Origin of the sequence: Thermovirga sp., from assembly GCF_017656375.1 — a bacterium.
Lineage (GTDB): Bacteria > Synergistota > Synergistia > Synergistales > Thermovirgaceae > Thermovirga.
The window spans coordinates 128,215-145,699 of sequence record NZ_JACDOB010000001.1 but is presented as its reverse complement, the minus strand read 5'-3'; the positions used below and the strand labels follow the sequence as shown (position 1 = coordinate 145,699).

Below are 17,485 nucleotides of genomic sequence, written 5' to 3'. Positions count from 1 at the left end.
CTAAATAGAGGTGAAAGTCATGGTTTTAGGCAGTATAAGAGAAAAACTAGCAAAAGTGCGAAATCGTCTAGGTGTAGCCAATCTGATTTCTAAAAGTAAAGTATGGGATGAAAATTTTTGGGAAGAGTTGGAGGATTTGCTGATACAGGGTGACGTAGGTGTAGAATATGCAGAAAATCTTTTGAAAGAAGTAAAAAGTAGAGTAAAAGCAAGGAAAACTCAGAAACAAAACGACATAAAGGATGTAGTAAGAGAAGTGTTAAAAGAAAGACTAGAAAGAATTGAAGGTATGGGAGAGGATGTAATAGTTGAGGATGAAGCTAAGAAGCTGATAATTTTAATAGGAGTTAATGGGACAGGGAAAACCACAACTGCGGCGAAGTTGGCAAAGATAGCTAGAGAGAAAGGTAGGCGCCCTATATTGGTAGCTGCCGATACTTTCAGAGCCGCAGCTATAGAACAGCTGAAAAGCTGGGGTGAGAGGTTAAATGTTAAGGTGATAGCTAGAGAACCGGGAAGTGACCCAGCTTCTGTGGTTTTTGATGCGATTAAGTCCGCTGAGGCGGGCGGTGAGGATTTCTTGATAGTTGATACGGCAGGTAGGATTCATACCAAGAAAAATCTAATGGATGAACTGGGCAAAATTATAAGAATAGCTTACAACCGAACTCCTTCTTGGAACAAAGAAGTTTGGTTAGTAGTGGACGCTGTTACGGGGCAAAATGGCCTCATTCAAGCCAAGACTTTTGGAGAAGCTTTGCCGCTTACCGGTGTAACACTTACAAAATATGACAATACCGCCAAAGGCGGTATATTATTAGCGATTGCTGAGCAACTTAACTTACCTATAAAATATGTCGGTTTGGGTGAAAGCGCAGAAGATTTAGTTCCTTTTTCTGTAGACGAATTTGTAAGTGGCCTGTTGGAATAAAAATCCTAAAGGAGAAGGTAGTGTGCTGAGATGTCATATCTCGTGAAACTTATTATAGGTGTGTTGTATCCCGACGAAGAATGGCTAGATTGGACTAAATGTAATTTGGAGAAAAAACTTGGGAAAGTAGAAAGAACTATAAAAGGCATACCTTTTACATATACAGATTATTATAAGGATATATCTCCCAACTTATTTAAAGCATTTTTTTCTTTTGTGGGACTTAGGTCTGCAGAAAAGCTAGCCGATTGGAAGATCCTTACGTGTGATATAGAGGCAATGTCAGGGGAATCAAGAAGGATAAACATTGATCCTGGATATCTTAATGGAGCTAGATTAGTTTTAGCTTCTACAAAAGATCATGCTCACAGAATTTACTTAAGAGATGGAATTTTTGCAGAAGTCACGTTGAGATATAAAGGTAAAAAATGGGTTCCGTTTGATTATACCTTTCCAGATTTTAGAAGCGGTTTATATGATGGCTTTTTATCAATAGTTAGAGCTGATTGGCTGAAAGAAATGAAAGCATACAAGGAGGATGAATAGGTTGATAGAGAGATATATGACAAAAGAAATGAGTGAATTGTGGTCTGACGAGAATAAGTTTAAAACTTGGTTAGAAGTAGAGATGGCCGTTTGTGAGGCGTGGACTGAAAAAGGCGTTATCCCTTTCGAGGCTATGGATATTATACGACAAAGGGCAGGTTTTGACATCGATAGAATTAAAGAGATAGAGAAAGAGGTTCATCACGATGTCATAGCGTTCGTAACGTCTGTTGCAGAGAAAATTGGGCCTGAGGGGAGATATATCCATCTAGGGCTTACTAGCAGTGATGTAATTGATACTGCTTCTTCTTTGTTGATCTCAAGAGCCTTAGATATTTTAATTGGTGCTTTAGTTTCCTTGATTGATGTTGTTCATGAGAAGGCCAATAAGTTTAAATACATTCCCTGCATCGGTAGAACTCACGGTGTACATGCCGAACCTATGACTTTTGGCTTAAAAATTTTGAATTGGTTTGATGAACTTTTGAGGAATAAAATCCGATTGGAAGAAGTTAGGGAAATGGTAAAAGTAGGGAAAATATCTGGTGCGGTCGGAACGTATGCCCATTGCCCCCCAGAAATAGAGAAAAGGGTTTGTGCCATATTGGATCTTAAGCCAGCCCCCATATCCACACAAATTCTCCAGCGGGATAAGCACGCTTCAGTTATGACGAACCTGGCCATACTGGGAGGCACTTTAGAGAGAATAGCATTGGAGATTAGGCATCTTCAAAGGACGGAGGTTCTTGAGGCGGCCGAGCCATTCTCTTCAAAGCAAAAGGGGTCCTCTGCTATGCCACATAAGCGAAATCCTATACTGTGTGAAAGAATATGTGGCATGGCAAGATTGCTAAGAGGATATGCTATTTCGGCCATGGAGAATATGGCATTGTGGCATGAGAGGGACATAAGCCATTCTTCTGTCGAGAGAGTTATTTGGCCTGATGGGTTCAATTTAGCTCATTATATGATTTTAACAATGTTCAGAATAATTGATAGTATTGATGTGTTTGAAAAAAATATGAAAAATAATTTAGAAATAACATGCGGGTTGATTTTTAGCCAGAGAGTGCTATTAGCCCTTGTAGATGCAGGAATGGATAGAAACTCTGCCTATGAAATAATTCAGTCCAACGCAAAAAGGACATGGAAGACAGGTGAAGATTTTAGGGTATTGTGCAAAAATGATGAAAGAATAACAAGTCACCTGTCTGTTGAGACTTTAGATTCCCTTTTTGATATAGGGTATTATCTAAGACATGTAGATTCTATTTTTGATAGATTTGCCGAAAAATCATATAAAAATATTTAATTTTAATTAAGGAGGTGCCAAGTATGAGTAAACCTGAGCGGAATATGGCACTTGAGCTGGTGAGAGTAACTGAAGCTGCTGCTATGGCTGCAGGTCGATGGATGGGTAGAGGAGATAAAATAGCATCTGACGCAGCAGCCGTAAATGCCATGCGTTACATGCTCAACACGATAAACATGAAAGGAACTGTTGTCATAGGGGAAGGGGAAAAGGATAAAGCTCCTATGCTCTTCAATGGGGAGGTTCTAGGCACTGGGACTTTGCCAGAAGTAGACATCGCTGTTGATCCCATTGACGGAACAAGGCTCCTCTCTTTAGGCAGACCTAACGCTATCAGTGTGGTGGCTATTTCTGAAAAGGGCACCATGTATAATCCAAAACATATTTTTTATATGAATAAAATAGCTACAGGGCCAGGATCAGCGGATGCGATAGATATAGAGGCACCAATTGCAGAAAATATTCGTAAAGTGGCATCAGCTCTTAATAAAAGCGTAGAAGATGTAACAGTTGTTGTATTAGATAGGCCAAGGCATGAGCATATCATAAAGGAAATAAGAGAAGTAGGAGCAAGGATAAGACTTATACCTGATGGGGACATAGCTGGAGCTTTAATGACCTGCAAGGAAGACAGTGGCATAGATATGCTAGTAGGTATAGGCGGATCTCCTGAAGCAGTTATCACTGCATGTGCATTGAAATGTGTAGGAGGCAACATGCATTGTAAGTTATGGCCCAGAAATCAGGAAGAGGCTTCAAAATGCAAAGATTATGGCATGGATCTCAACAAAGTATTGGAGTTAGATGACTTGGTCAGCTCAGATAATGTGTTTTTTGCGGCTACAGGCATAACGGATGGAGAACTTCTTAGAGGAGTGCGTTATCAAGGCGAGAAAATAAGGACTAGCTCTTTAGTGATGAGGTCCAAAAGTGGTACCATCAGGTACATAGATGCAGTGCATAGCTTGAAAAAGCTAGAGCGTTATAGCGATATTAACTACAGCCCTCGCTACGAGTAATGCCCTAATTGTGTGGAATGTGACCTATTCTGCTATAAGTGCGGCTCCTATGACAGCCTGTCCGACCGATATAGATTCATCGTTAGGAGATAAGGAGGTATGCCAATGGGGCCGCAAGCCTCTTTGTTTAAGGTAAGGTATTATCAGTGTAAAAAGCCTTTTGTTCTGCCATACCCCTCCAGACAAAACAACTTCTTTTATACCCGTTTCACTTGCTACCTCGTAACACATATTTGCAAGGTTTTTTGCGAGTCCTTTGTGAAAGGCCGCAGCAATTCTAGGTATAGGTAATTTATCCTTAGCTTGTGTTATCCATTTTATTGCTGGTCTCCAATCTAAAACTAAGTTTCCTTCTGTATGTATTATGGAGAAGGGAGCCTCTTCTTTCGCTCCTGAGCTTATAGCTTCTAGCTCCATTGCAGCTTGACCGTCATAGGTTATTAGTTCTTCTAAACCTATAAGTGCGGCAACACCATCGAAAAGTCTGCCGCATGAAGATGTTTTGAGCGAAAAGCGTAAAGCTCCTTCCATTAAAGGAATTAGTTTGGAACGATTGGGCCATATTAAATTTGCTAGCTGCTTTGCTTCATTTTTGCCAAAGGTCTCATAAAGAAGAGAATATGCGAATCTCCAAGGCTCTAATATAGCTTTTTCGCCTCCAGGTAGGTAGGCTTCATGAAAGAACCCTTTCCTAGTGAAGCTTTTTAAGTCTCCTACAAGAATTTCTCCACCCCATATATTCCCATCGGTCCCTAAGCCTGTACCATCCAGTATTAGTCCTATGACTGGATGATTTATTCCATTTTCTACCATACAGGAAACCATGTGAGCGTGGTGATGCTGAACTTTAAACTCCGCTAAGGTGCCATTTTTTACGATTTTATCTACTATTTGACTTGATACGTATTGAGGATGCAAATCCTTAACGATCGCTGTTGGTGTAAACTTGTAAAGCTTAAAAAAGTGTTTTAATGCTTCCTCATAATAAGTTGCAGTATCCAAAGATTTGAGGTCACCCAAATACTGACTTGGAATTATGTATTTGTCGATTGTTATGGCAAAAGTAGATTTCATTTCGGCACCTGCTGCAAGGATGCGAGGCATATTTTTTTTGACCAAGATAGGATGTGGTACATATCCCCTTGCTCGCCTGTAGAAGATATGCCTTTTACCAGCAGATGCCACGACTGAATCATCAATTTTCATTCTTATATCTCTGTTATGCATCAAAAAATAATCTACAATTCCAGAAAGCTTACTTTTGGCCTCATCGTTGGAAGACACAATAGGAGTTTCTGATACGTTTGCGCTAGTCATCACTAATATGGGGATCTCCCTTAACAGGAGAAAATGCAATGGGGTGTATGGCAACATCACTCCTAAAGTATCTAACTTTGGTGCCACAAGTTCGCTAATTTCACTATTGTCTTTCTTTCTGCAGACTACTATGGGTTTTCTTGGTGAATTGAGCAAACTTCTAGCTTTGTCAGTTAGATGCACCAGTTTTTCTGCAACGGTAATGTCTTTAACCATGAGTGCAAGAGCTTTGTAGGGGCGTTTTTTTCGGGCCCTTAATTTTGATAGTGCTTCATTTGAAGGCAAACACGAAAGGTGAAAGCCTCCAAGTCCTTTAATGGCAACTATGTGGTTTTCTTTTAAGAGGCGAATGGCCTTATCTATAGCATCTTTGTTTTTGGCTAAAGCTGAATCAGATGTTGTGCTTTCAAGCCAAACGTGAGGTCCACAGTGTGGACAGGCAACCGGCTGCGCATGATATCTTCTGTCATTACAATCTTCGTATTCTTTTTTACAATCTGGACACATTTTGAACTTCGCCATAGTGGTTTTGGGCCTGTCATAGGGCAGGCTTTCAATTATCGTGAAGCGAGGCCCGCAGTTTGTGCAGTTTATAAAAGGGTACTCGAAGCGACGGTCAGAGGGGTCGGTCATTTCCGCCAGACAATCTTCGCAAGTGGCTATGTCCGGTGGTATTAAAGCTTTAGTTTCCACTTTCTCAGTGCTCGGCAATATTTGAAAACTTTCGGGCAAAGAGTTAACAGCTTTTTCCTCCATTACTTGAATGCTTTGTATGTATGAAAGAGGAGGAGCGTCAGTTAGAAGCTTTTGTTGGTAACTTTCTATTTGTTCTTTGGTTCCAAATATTTCGAGGAAAACACCTTCTGACGTATTTGAGACAGACCCTGTTACACCAATCTCTTGGGCCAGTTTGGCACAGAAGGGCCTAAAGCCAATTCCTTGTACTATTCCACTTACAAGTAAAATTACTTTTATGTACATTGACAAACCCCCAATCTGAAGGCATTGTAATGTGTATAAAGAATCTACTCAAGATGGCATTTAAGATATAGATGATTTTGACAGGTGAGGTGGGAAATATGTCTTATCTAGAAAAAGGGTTGATTCATGTTTATACAGGCAATGGGAAAGGAAAAACTACGGCAGCCTTGGGCTTGGCGCTTAGAGCTGCTGGACATGGAGCCAAGGTATCTATAATTCAATTTATGAAAGGCTGGCCCTATTATGGAGAAATAGAAGGGCTTAAGAAATTTAGTAATATAACTCATTACTTAACTGGGAGACCGGATTTTGTTGATCGTGCAAACCCTGATCCAGAGGATTACAAAGGCGCAGAAGAGGGACTTAGATTGGCAAAAGAAGCGATAACTTCTGGAGAGTATGATTTGGTCGTATTGGATGAAATAAATGTTGTTCTTGATTATGGCCTTCTTAAGCTCGAAGAGGTTTTGGAAATCATCAAAAAACGCCCAACAAATGTAGAAATTGTCCTAACAGGAAGAAATGCTCCTAAGCAACTTATCGATGAGGCAGATTATGTAACAGAAATGGTAGAAGTAAAACATCCATATGCTAAGGGATGTTCTGGCCGGAAATGCATAGAATATTAATGCTTATATCAATAAGCTTATAGACTTAGTGGAATTTTGCAGTGTAAAAATTTGGATGAGGTGTAAAAATTGGTCGAGAGAGTCCTGCTTGGATTTAGTGGCGGAGTAGATAGCACCATGGCATGTCTTGAGCTGTTGCAAAGCGGCTATGACGTAGTGCCAGTAACTTTGTTCTTTAAGGGGTTTCATTCCGAAGCAAACATCAAAAAAGCCAGGATGGTTGCTGAGGCTTTGGGCGTAAAAAATAAACATTTAGTTTATGAAAGCAAAGAACTATTTAAAAGAGAAGTTCTTTGCGATTTTTTAGGAAATTACGAAAAAGGTTTCACTCCCAATCCATGCGTAATATGCAACGAAAGAGTGAAATTCAAGGTTTTAATGGAGATTGCTAACACAGAAGGTTGCAATAAAATCGCTACGGGACATTATGCAAGAATATCAACTGCTTCTAGGGATGTTAAGCTGTGCAGGGGTATAGATCCAGCCAAGGACCAAAGTTATATGCTGTATAGGTTGCCAAAAACATTTTATTCGTATTTGCTCTTTCCTAATGGAACAAAGACTAAATATGAAATTTGGGAAAAAGCCCTTCAGGTTTTTCCAGATATTACAAAAGGCATGAAGGAGAGCGAGGATTTATGTTTTTTGAAGAAAGGCGAACTATACAATTTTCTTGAGAAAAATATAGATAGTACCAAGAGAGGAGCAATTGTTAGCGTATCTGGTGAAATTTTAGGTCGCCATAATGGCATATATAAGTATACTATAGGGCAAAGGCAGGGATTGGGACTAGCTGGTGGCCCTTGGTATGTGGTGGATAAACGAAAAGACGAGAACGTAATAGTAGTGGGGAGAAAGGAAGATCTGTCAGCGAACGTAATATATTGCAGCAATGCTGTAATGCACGAGAAAATAATAGATGGAACATTGTTGGCTTTTAAACATCGCTATAGAGCGAAACCAACAATGGGCATTTTTTTCAATATAAACAAAAAAGGGTTTATGATAAAACCTATAAAACCTGTTTATAGTGTTGCGCCTGGACAATCTTTAGTTTTATATTCAGGCTCAAGAGTTGTTGGTGGAGGCATTATCGAAAAAAGTGTTAGGGGGAATAAAAATGATTAAACCATTAAGTATAGAAAAACTTCGCAAGAGGACAAATCCTGCAGATTTGGGTTTTGAGACAACCAGAGACATAGGAGGATTAGAGACGATAATTGGGCAGAAAAGAGCAGTAGAGGCCATTTCTTTTGGCCTTAGCGTTCCAAATAAAGGATACAACATTTTTGTGGTTGGCAGTCAAGGAAGTGGCAGAACAACATATACTCTAGAAAGAGTTAAAGAAAGGGCAAAAAGAGAGAAAGCCCCTGATGATTATTTATATGCATATAATTTTAAAAATCCTGAAGAGCCAGTTGCTCTAAGTTTGCCTGCAGGTAAGGGTCCTGAACTCGCCAAACACATGTCGGATATGATAGAAGAACTTAAGAATGTTCTCAGTAAAACTTTTGAAAATAATCAGTATGAAGATGCAAAAGCTCAATTGGTGAAGAATTTTCAGGAAGAAGTTAACGGCTTAATGGAAGAGTTAAGAGAATGGGCTCTTGCAAAGGGTTTTGCTATCAAAAGGACGCCTCAAGGTTTTGTAAACATTCCTGTAATTTTAGATGAAAACTCAGACTCTGACTCGGAAGAGCAGGAAGATGGCGCTCCTTCTAATGGCAAAAATACAAAGCCTAAATATAAGGAGATGCAACAAGAAGATTTTGAAGCTCTTTCAGAAGAGGAACAAAAGGACCTTCAAGAAAGATCAGAGGCTGTTTCCCAGAAAACTTTGGAGGTTTTAAGGCTCATAAGGGATAAAGAAAAGAAGCTTAAGGAAGAAATCAAGGAATTAGAATCTGAAATATGTCGAACAGCGATAATGCCATATATGCAAGAATTAAAGGAAAAATTTGGCTATGAGGGTAAACTCGGAGATTGGTTTGACGCATTGCAAGAAGATATCATAAGTAATTTTAGTATCTTTGTTGCAGCAGCCAGGGATGATTCTGTAAATGAGCAAGATTTTGGTCGGTATGATTTGAATATCTTTGTGACCAACAATCCAGAAAACGGTGCTCCTGTCATATGGGAAACTAACCCTTCATACTATAACATGGCAGGGAAGATTGAATACGAAAGTCGCCAAGGAGTTTTAGCTACTGATTTCAGGAAAATCATATCTGGAGCTATTCAAAAGGCTAATGGTGGATATTTGATACTTCAGGCAGAGGAACTATTAAGGAATTTTATGTCATGGGAGACTCTAAAGAGGGTTATAAGAACCCAACAAATCAGGGTAGAAAATCTTGGTGAGCAATTGGGAATTATACCTGTATCTTCTTTGCGGCCTGAGCCTATAGATATCAAGCTTAAAGTAATACTTATAGGCAGCCGCTTACTATATCATCTTCTGAATATTTATGATCCTGAGTTCCAAAAGTTATTCAAGATAAAAGCGGACTTTGATGTAGATATGCCCCGAGATTTAGAGAACGAAAAACAAATGGCCCTTTTTGTAGGAGGGTTTGTGCAAAAGGAAGGCCTTAAGCACTTTTCTGTAGATGCCCTAGCAGAGCTCATAGAATGGTCTTCTAGATTGGCTGGACATTCCAAAAAGATGTCTACTCAATTTAATAAGATTTGTGAGGTCATAGTAGAAGCTTCTGCATGGGCAAAAGATGCAGAAATAGTTGAAAGAGAGCATGTGATAAAGGCACTGCAAGAAAAGAAATTTAGGGCTAATTTAGTTGAAGAAAGAGTTTTTAGTGCTTATAGAGATGGAACTATAAAAATTCAGACAGATGGAGAAGTAGTTGGGCAGATAAATGGTTTGACGGTTGTGGATATGGGGGATTACTCTTTCGGCCATCCTGTTAGAATAACTGCCAACACATATATGGGATCAGAAGGGATTGTAAACATAGAAAGAGAAGTGAAGATGACAGGGCCTATCCACAACAAAGGCCTAATGATATTGGAAAGCTATTTGGGGCAAAAATATGCCCAAGATTTTCCTTTGTCTCTATCCGCTAGAATAACTTTTGAGCAGACTTATTCAGGCATAGAGGGTGACAGCGCTTCCTCCACTGAGCTATATTGCTTGCTCTCTTCCCTCTCCGAAGTACCACTAAAACAAGGGATAGCAGTCACCGGTTCTGTGGATCAACATGGCAATATTCAACCTATTGGTGGGGTAAATGAGAAAATAGAAGGATTCTTCAAATATTGTAAGGCCAATGGGCTTACAGGAGAGCAAGGTGTGATTATTCCGGAGCAGAATGTACAACACTTAATGTTAGACCATGAGGTCGTTGAAGCCGTTGCGTTGGGAAAATTTCATATTTGGGCAGTGAAGAGCATAGACGAAGGAATTGAACTGCTCACTGGAGTAGAGGCTGGGATTCCAGATGGAAATGGTTGCTTCCCTCCGGAAAGCATTCACGGCAAAGTCATGGCAAAGCTTAGAGGGTGGATGGAAAAAGCCATAAAGTTAAAAAAAGATATAGAGAAAGAGAATCGTCCTGTTAAAAAAAATAGAAGTGATGGAAATGAGAATGGGGCTGAAAAATAAAACTAAAAAAATCAATAGAACAACAGATGTTTATGGGAACTGTACAAGCGAAAAGGTAATTGCGAGCCTTGACTTGCTAGAGGAAACGTGGGGCAATGAAAAAAAACCTATTTATGAATCTTTTGAAGATCCTATTGATGGGTTAATAAAAACTGTACTATCTCAAAATACCAATGACGCAAACAGGGATAATGCCTGGCAATCATTAAAACATAGGTTCCCATCGTGGGATAAGGTTATGTCTGCAGAAGTAGGAGAGGTTGCTACTGCTATAAGGAGCGCAGGGATAGCTAATGTCAAGGCTCAAAGGATAAAAACAATTTTAACCAAGATAAATAACTCATTAGGAGAGTGCAGTCTTAAAAAACTTAGAGATTGGCATAAGGAAGATATAAAAGAATTTTTGGGCTCCCTTCCAGGTGTAGGCCCAAAAACTGTGGCTTGCGTTTTGTTATTTGATATAGGAATCCCTGCATTTCCCGTGGATACTCATGTTGCGAGAATTTCAAAAAGACTGGGTTTTATAGAAGAAAAGACTTCCCCTATAGAAATTGAGCGTTTTTTAGAAAATGTGGTGCCAGAGGAAAGATTTTTAGGAGGTCACCTTAACATGATTGCTCATGGCAGAGCCATTTGCAAGGCTGTTAAACCTAAATGCACCACATGTCCTCTGGCGAATTTATGCGAATTGACGAAATCCAGAGGAGATAGTTCCTAAATGAAGTTTAAAGTTGGTTGTGCAAGATGTTACCAATATAAGCCTGACAAGGTCCAAAAAGCTTTAGCAGAGGCCATTGAGAGGGCTGGGGGAGTGCCTGAGCTAAAGGAACAAATTATAGTAAAGCCTAATGTGCTTGCACCGCGGCATCCCGAGGATGCGGTTACCACCCACCCTGAAGTTGTTAAAGGATTAATCAAGGTGATCTCAAATGCCCTTGGCGACAACAAAAAATTCATAGTTGCAGATAATCCTGGATATATTTTTACGGAACAAAGGGACCTCCTTTTTGAGGTCACGGGCATGGCAGAGTTGTCCCGGGAGGGCTTGGCGGAAGTAGAGCTTCTTTCTGACAGAGGTCTTATTGCTGTGGAAAATAAGACTGCTACTAATTTGCGGTATCTCAGGGTCTCAAAAATATGGCTGGATGACGAGTATTCTATAATCAACGTTGCCAAATTGAAGACACACGTGGAGACGCTAATCACGGGTTGTATAAAAAATATATTTGGTATCGCCGACAGAAAGACAAGAAAAGAGGCTCACGCTGCAACCAACCAAAGGCAGTTTTTGGAAGCTATTTTAGATATTTACACTCTCAGAGAACCGCATTTTCACATTATGGATGCAATAACTGTTATGGAAGGTAACGGGCCTTCCCGTGGTACACCTAAGAGGGGAGGTTGGATTTTAGCTTCTCACAATGCCTTGGCTGTGGATATGGTCTCAGCTTATATGATGGGGTACAGAAACCCCTTAGATGTCCCACTTCTCAATGTAGCCGCAGGAAGAAGATGTGGACCCTCTTCTCTGAATGAAATTGAGTTGGTGGGTGCAACCTTTGAAGATCTGGTAATCGAAGATTTCAAAAAAATAACAACATTTATACCAAAAATTCCTTCCTTTCTGAGGGGGTTCGCACATAGTTTGGTGTATTTCTATCCTGTTCTGAACAAGAATAATTGTCTTAAATGTGGTATCTGCAAAAAAGTCTGTCCTGTAAATGCTATAAAAATGGAACCCTTTCCAATTATAGATAGATCCAAATGTGTGAAATGCCTCTGTTGCCACGAGATGTGTCCCAATGGCTCGATGGAATTAAGAGACAGTATGCTTAAAAAAATAATTGGCAGGTAACTGAACTATAAACAATGACTTACAGGCAGAATGCGAGGAGGGACGTATAACAAAACTTTACGCTGCCAATATTCTGTCCCTCCCGCTACTTCTTAAATATTACAAATGGAGGTTACTCTTTTATTCTTTCAAGTACTGTCTTATAACCGTCAGCTCCATATTCTAAGAATTTCTTAACTCTGCTTATGGTAGCTGTGCTGGCTCCTGTCTGTTGGGCTATCTGAGGATACGTGTAACCCTCGCTTAATAGCCTCGCAACTTCCAATCTTTGTGCCAATGCCCTGATTTCACCGATTGTTGCTATGTCTTCTAACAGGGCATATACTTCTTCCGGAGTTTCTAACGAAAGAATGGCCTTACAAAGCTGGTCTGTTAGTCTGTCTTTCCATTTTTCTGTCATAATTTGTCTTCCTCCTTCACAAATTGTGTTAATTAAGTAACTAAAATGATATGGTCTACTTTATTTTATCAACATGTTTTACAATACACAAGTGTTGCTGCGTGAAATTGCTAAATAGAGTAAATTTTTATAATTTAGGGACTTTGTAGGAATCTAAAATACAAAGATGCAAAGGACTTGACAATGTACCTGTTGGAATCTAGAATTGTCGCCGGCACTTGGGAATTGTTACCAGGGGCTGTAGCGCAGAGGGAGCGCGCTTCCTTCGCACGGAAGAGGTCGGGGGTTCGAGTCCCCCCAGCTCCACCAAAGGGCAAAGGGTTGTAAAGGGTGTTACTTTTGTGTAGAATATCGGGGCGTAGCGCAGTCTGGTTAGCGCACCTGCTTTGGGAGCAGGGGGTCGAAGGTTCGAATCCTTTCGCCCCGACCAAGCAAAGGCGGGAATAGCTCAGTTGGCAGAGCGACGGCCTTCCAAGCCGTAGGTCGCGGGTTCGAATCCCGTTTCCCGCTCCAGCTTAAAACGCGCTTGTAGCTCAGTTGGATAGAGCAACGGACTTCTAATCCGTAGGTCGCAGGTTCGAATCCTGCCAAGCGCGCCATATTGTAAACTTATGGTGGGCGTAGCTCAATTGGTCAGAGCGCTGGACTGTGGCTCCAGAGGTTGGGGGTTCGATTCCCCTCGCTCACCCCATGTTACAAGCGCCCGTAGCTCAGCTGGATAGAGCGGCGGACTTCGGATCCGTAGGTCGCGGGTTCAAATCCTGCCGGGCGCGCCAAGGTTTGCGGTTTTGTTTTTTGGGCCATTAGCTCAACTGGCAGAGCACCTGACTCTTAATCAGGGGGTTACAGGTTCGATTCCTGTATGGCCCACCAAAGTTGTAGGTTGTGGTTCCAGAGGAGTCTGGAACCTTTTTTGTATACCCTGACCGCTGTTGTGCATTTTTGGATTGCTATGGCAGTATGTTGACAATATAGCTTGCCCTATTTAGAATGTTCTCTGTTCTGTGTAAGTGGCGGTTTTATTTTGGGTCATTAGCTCAACTGGCAGAGCACCTGACTCTTAATCAGGGGGTTACAGGTTCGATTCCTGTATGACCCACCAAAGGTTTTGCGAGAGTGGCGGAATTGGTATACGCGCTGGACTTAGGATCCAGTGCCTTCGGGCGTAGGGGTTCGAGTCCCCTCTCTCGCACCAAGAGTGAAGTAACGAAACCCCTTCTTTTCCATTATGGAGGGGTTTCTTTTGTTTGAAGATTTTGATTATGCTCTGTTTCTTATCTTTCTATAAGTTGCCATTTGTGTTAATATTTTCAAGCTGTATTGTTTTTGTAATAAGCTAAAGCTTATGACTGGTAGGTATAGTTGAGAAACAAAAATATAAGAATTTTTGGAGGGAGTTGTAGCAATTGCGTTCGGAAATAATATCCCAGGAGAAAAATGTAGTAAAAATACAGGCTCAGGTGTCACAGGAGGATTTTAAAAAATCCTTCGAAGAGGCTATAAACGAGCTAAGAAAAAAAGCTAACATAAAAGGCTTTCGAAAAGGAAGAGTGCCTAGAAACGTCTTGCTTCTACACTTGGGCAAAGAGGCTATTCAGTCCGAAGCTTTGGAGAAATTGATACCGGAGATGCTGGATAAGATTGTAGAAGATTATGGGCTTGATCTAATCGACAGGCCAAAAGTGGAGATTGATGAAATAAAGGATGGCGAGCCTCTCAATCTAACTTTTACGTTTGAAACCCGCCCTGAGGTTGAGCTTCCAGAGATTGAAGAGCTTGAGGTTGAAAGAGAAGTAGTGGAAGTAAACGATGAGTTGATAGACAAAGCTGTGGAGGAGATACGATTTTCTTTCTCTGAAAAAGAGCAGGTGGAAGGAAGACCTGCCAAAGAAGGAGACATAGTTGAAATTAATTATACCGTAAAAGTTGAGGGGAATGATGAATCTCAGGAACCTCAAAAGACAACAGTAGAGCTTTCCCCTAGCACTTTGCGAAAAGAGTTTTTAGATGCTCTGCTGGGCAAAGAGGTTGGAGATAAAGTTGACGTCGAATTGGAAGTGCCTAAAGAAAAGGAAAATAAATCAGGCGATGAAGTTTCTAATGCTGAAGAAACTGAGAGAGTTGGTTACAGTATAGAGATACTATCTATATTCGAGAAAAAATTACCAGAGGTGGGAGCGGACCTTTTTGCGAAAGTCTTTGGGGAAGATGTACAGGATGAAGACACTTTCAGGCAGAAAATAAAAGAAACTTTGGAAAAGAGGTTCAGCGATGAAAGCTGGGAAGCGGCTAAAGAGAGAGCTGTCGAATTAATATGTGACAAAAGTTCTGTAGAGTTGCCTGAAACCTTAATAAAGCGTCAAATGGAAGAGCTCAGAAACGAGGACGTAAATATGGTCCAGAAACGTTTCGGGAAATCGTGGGAAGAATATGCTAAGGAAGTAAATTTAAACGAAGAAGAATATAATGAGAACCTCAGGAAATATGCGGAAAAGTTAGTCAAGAGAACTCTAGTGCTGGAAGCAATGGCAGAAAAAGAGGGTATATCGGTGGAAAGAGAAGATCTACAGCAAGAGATAGCTAAACTTGCCCAGTCTGTAAATGCTGACCCTGAAAGGGTACAACAGGTGCTTGCTCATGACAAAGAAAGGTTATCGAACATAATAGGGAAAATTAGGTTTGAGAAAACAGTGAATAATTTGATGAACCGTATAAAGATTAAGGAAGTGTCTGTAAGCAAGAAGGAAAACGAGGGGAATAGTGCAGAAGAGAATTAATCTAATGTCTAGCAAAAATAATTTAGCGTTGGGAGGTATGTCTATGCTCGTACCTATGGTCATAGAGCAAACCGGGAGGGGCGAAAGGGCATACGACATATATAGTCGCCTTTTAAAAGACCGAATAGTGTTTATAGGGGAAGCCATTGATGATCATTTGGCTAACCTAGTGGTTGCCCAGTTGCTCTTCCTCGAAAGCGAGGATCCAGAGAAGGATGTTTATGTATATATTAACAGTCCTGGGGGTGTAATAACTTCTGGATTAGCTATATATGACACTATGCAGTATATAAAATGTCCCGTTTCTACTATTTGTATTGGTCAAGCTGCTAGTATGGCAGCGGTTCTTCTGGCGGGCGGAGAACCTGGCAAGAGAGTAGCTCTTCCAAGTGCCAGAATAATGTTGCACCAACCATTAGGAGGCGCACAAGGGCAGGCTGTGGATATAGAAATTCATGCCAAGGAAATTCTTAGACTGAAAGAGAGATTGAATGACATACTTACATATCATACCAAACAACCAAGGGAGAAGATAGAAGCTGATACCGACAGAGATTTCTTTATGTCTGCTGAGGAAGCAAAAAAATATGGTATTATAGATCAAGTGATAGAGAAAAGATAAAAACCTAAGCTTGTTGTTAAGGATATGTGTATGATAAAAACGGACGTAAAATAAAAGGGAGTCCAATAGCGGCCTCCCTTTGTTTCTTGTAAAATAACATGAATAAATATAGAAATCGAAAGAGCGATGCGAATTGAGAGGTGCACTCAAATGAGTAATATTTCAAAGGGTAAAGATGGGAGAAGGGAAATAGAGCACAGGTGCTCTTTTTGTGGAAAATCACAGAAAGAAGTCAAGAAGCTTGTGGCAGGACCAGGGGTTTATATTTGTGATGAATGTATAAATCTTTGCAATATTATCTTGAGGAATGACCTTGTAGATCCTCAAGGAGAGATGCTAGGCAAAGATCACTATAATGAAAGGCCTGGGGTTAGTAGGGAAAGTAGCAAAAATTTACCAAAGCCAACGGAGATAAAGGAGTTTCTCGATCAATACGTAATAGGCCAAGAGTACGCTAAAAAAGTCTTGGCTGTAGCGGTATACAATCACTATAAAAGAATTTTCGAGCTTGGTAAAAGTAAAGATGATGAGGTGGAAATGGCTAAGAGCAATGTGCTCTTGATAGGGCCAACAGGATGTGGAAAAACGCTCTTGGCGGAGACTCTGGCGAAGATGCTTGAGGTGCCTTTTGCAATAGCCGATGCAACAACACTTACAGAGGCAGGCTACGTTGGAGAAGATGTAGAAAACATTTTAGTTAGACTTTTGCAGGCAGCAGATTATGATGTGGCTTTGGCCGAAAGGGGTATTATCTACATTGACGAGATTGATAAAATCACCAGGAAGTCCCAATCTGTGTCAATCACAAGAGACGTGTCTGGAGAAGGAGTACAACAAGCGCTACTTAGGATAATAGAAGGAACCGTAGCTAATGTGCCACCAAAAGGAGGGCGTAAGCACCCTCATCAAGATTTTATACAGGTAAACACTAAGAATATCCTTTTTATCTGTGGAGGAGCATTTGACGGTCTGGAAGAAATAATAGAAAGGCGACTCAATAAAAAAATCATAGGTTTTGGAGGAAAACTTGCGTCAGAAGATGAGAATGCTGGCAAAATTCTGAGACATGTTATGCCAGAAGATCTTCTTGTATATGGTTTTATTCCTGAATTTGTAGGTAGGCTTCCTGTCATAGCTCCAATGGATGCTTTGGATACGGAAGATTTAGTCAAGATTCTTGTAGAACCCAAGAATGCCCTCATTAAACAGTATAAGAAAGCTTTCGCGATGGAAGGGATAGAGCTTGAAGTGACGGAAAAAGCCCTTTTGAGTATAGCTGAAGAAGCGAAAAAACGAGATACAGGAGCAAGAGGCTTGAGATCTATACTTGAAACATTGATGCTTGATTTAATGTACGAATTTCCGGCTAAAGCTAAAAGCTTGCGGAAAGTTATAATTGACGAAGAATACGTAAAAGATAAGAAAGGTCCCATAATTGAGTATAAGGATAAGAGTGGAAATGAGGAGGTAGCATAGA

At 40.5% G+C, this 17,485-nt stretch carries 14 protein-coding genes and 9 tRNA genes; 21 read left to right on the top strand and 2 right to left on the bottom strand.

Annotated elements, in window-relative coordinates; all coding sequences use genetic code 11:
* The first annotated feature begins 19 nt into the window (after positions 1-19).
* From ftsY to glpX, 4 genes are read left to right on the top strand one after another with little or no spacing between them, the layout of a single operon-like run.
* Positions 20-931 (top strand): signal recognition particle-docking protein FtsY, encoded by a 912-nt coding sequence (gene ftsY, locus H0Z23_RS00760; RefSeq protein WP_296866822.1) that lies wholly within the window; start codon positions 20-22, stop codon positions 929-931.
* 42 nt (positions 932-973) lie between these two features.
* Positions 974-1,477 (top strand): DUF4416 family protein, encoded by a 504-nt coding sequence (locus H0Z23_RS00755; protein WP_296866820.1) that lies wholly within the window; start codon positions 974-976, stop codon positions 1,475-1,477.
* Between the two features lies 1 nt (position 1,478).
* Entirely contained in the window at positions 1,479-2,789 is a 1,311-nt protein-coding gene (gene purB, locus H0Z23_RS00750; RefSeq protein ID WP_296866818.1) for an adenylosuccinate lyase, read from the top strand.
* A gap of 23 nt (positions 2,790-2,812) precedes the next feature.
* On the top strand, positions 2,813-3,808 hold the full coding sequence (glpX, locus tag H0Z23_RS00745) for a class II fructose-bisphosphatase (protein WP_296866816.1): 996 nt from the start codon (positions 2,813-2,815) through the stop codon (positions 3,806-3,808).
* A gap of 24 nt (positions 3,809-3,832) precedes the next feature.
* Here the strand turns inward: glpX and hypF are convergent, their stop codons facing one another.
* Entirely contained in the window at positions 3,833-6,106 is a 2,274-nt protein-coding gene (gene hypF, locus H0Z23_RS00740) for a carbamoyltransferase HypF (RefSeq protein WP_296866813.1), read from the bottom strand.
* 98 nt (positions 6,107-6,204) lie between these two features.
* On the opposite strand from hypF, the gene cobO reads away from it, so the two are divergent.
* From cobO to H0Z23_RS00715, 5 genes are all read left to right on the top strand, one after another.
* On the top strand, positions 6,205-6,735 hold the full coding sequence (cobO, locus tag H0Z23_RS00735; RefSeq protein ID WP_296866811.1) for a cob(I)yrinic acid a,c-diamide adenosyltransferase: 531 nt from the start codon (positions 6,205-6,207) through the stop codon (positions 6,733-6,735).
* Positions 6,736-6,804: 69 nt separating this feature from the next.
* On the top strand, positions 6,805-7,863 hold the full coding sequence (mnmA, locus tag H0Z23_RS00730) for a tRNA 2-thiouridine(34) synthase MnmA (RefSeq protein ID WP_296866809.1): 1,059 nt from the start codon (positions 6,805-6,807) through the stop codon (positions 7,861-7,863).
* A complete protein-coding gene (locus tag H0Z23_RS00725; protein WP_296866807.1) occupies positions 7,856-10,354 on the top strand; it encodes an ATP-binding protein in 2,499 nt (832 codons plus the stop codon). The genes mnmA and H0Z23_RS00725 overlap by 8 nt, the downstream gene beginning before the upstream one ends.
* Positions 10,326-11,072 (top strand): endonuclease III, encoded by a 747-nt coding sequence (gene nth, locus H0Z23_RS00720; protein ID WP_296866805.1) that lies wholly within the window; start codon positions 10,326-10,328, stop codon positions 11,070-11,072. The genes H0Z23_RS00725 and nth overlap by 29 nt, the downstream gene beginning before the upstream one ends.
* Entirely contained in the window at positions 11,073-12,209 is a 1,137-nt protein-coding gene (locus H0Z23_RS00715) for a DUF362 domain-containing protein (protein ID WP_296866803.1), read from the top strand.
* Between the two features lie 112 nt (positions 12,210-12,321).
* On the opposite strand, the gene H0Z23_RS00710 is transcribed toward H0Z23_RS00715, so the two are convergent.
* Positions 12,322-12,609, bottom strand: a complete 288-nt coding sequence (locus H0Z23_RS00710) for a YerC/YecD family TrpR-related protein (protein ID WP_014163221.1) — start codon at positions 12,607-12,609, stop codon at positions 12,322-12,324.
* Between the two features lie 234 nt (positions 12,610-12,843).
* Between H0Z23_RS00710 and H0Z23_RS00705 the strand changes: the two genes are divergently transcribed.
* The 12 genes from H0Z23_RS00705 to clpX all read left to right on the top strand — a co-directional run bounded on the left by H0Z23_RS00705 (position 12,844) and on the right by clpX (position 17,484).
* Positions 12,844-12,918 (top strand) — tRNA-Ala (locus H0Z23_RS00705).
* A 43-nt stretch (positions 12,919-12,961) separates the two neighbouring features.
* Positions 12,962-13,039 (top strand) — tRNA-Pro (locus H0Z23_RS00700).
* A 7-nt stretch (positions 13,040-13,046) separates the two neighbouring features.
* Positions 13,047-13,122, top strand: a tRNA-Gly gene (locus tag H0Z23_RS00695).
* Between the two features lie 9 nt (positions 13,123-13,131).
* Positions 13,132-13,208, top strand: a tRNA-Arg gene (locus H0Z23_RS00690).
* 15 nt (positions 13,209-13,223) lie between these two features.
* Positions 13,224-13,300 (top strand) — tRNA-His (locus H0Z23_RS00685).
* Between the two features lie 8 nt (positions 13,301-13,308).
* A tRNA-Arg gene (locus tag H0Z23_RS00680) sits at positions 13,309-13,385 on the top strand.
* Between the two features lie 21 nt (positions 13,386-13,406).
* Positions 13,407-13,482: transfer RNA gene (locus tag H0Z23_RS00675), tRNA-Lys, on the top strand.
* A gap of 153 nt (positions 13,483-13,635) precedes the next feature.
* Positions 13,636-13,711, top strand: a tRNA-Lys gene (locus H0Z23_RS00670).
* Between the two features lie 8 nt (positions 13,712-13,719).
* Positions 13,720-13,804: transfer RNA gene (locus H0Z23_RS00665), tRNA-Leu, on the top strand.
* 211 nt (positions 13,805-14,015) lie between these two features.
* Complete coding sequence (gene tig, locus H0Z23_RS00660; protein ID WP_296866798.1) at positions 14,016-15,386, top strand: trigger factor; 1,371 nt, start codon at positions 14,016-14,018, stop codon at positions 15,384-15,386.
* Between the two features lie 43 nt (positions 15,387-15,429).
* A complete protein-coding gene (gene clpP, locus H0Z23_RS00655; protein ID WP_296866796.1) occupies positions 15,430-16,008 on the top strand; it encodes an ATP-dependent Clp endopeptidase proteolytic subunit ClpP in 579 nt (192 codons plus the stop codon).
* Between the two features lie 150 nt (positions 16,009-16,158).
* Positions 16,159-17,484: an ATP-dependent Clp protease ATP-binding subunit ClpX gene (gene clpX / locus H0Z23_RS00650; RefSeq protein WP_296866795.1), complete on the top strand. Its 1,326-nt coding sequence runs from the start codon at positions 16,159-16,161 to the stop codon at positions 17,482-17,484.
* Position 17,485: the final 1 nt, after the last annotated feature.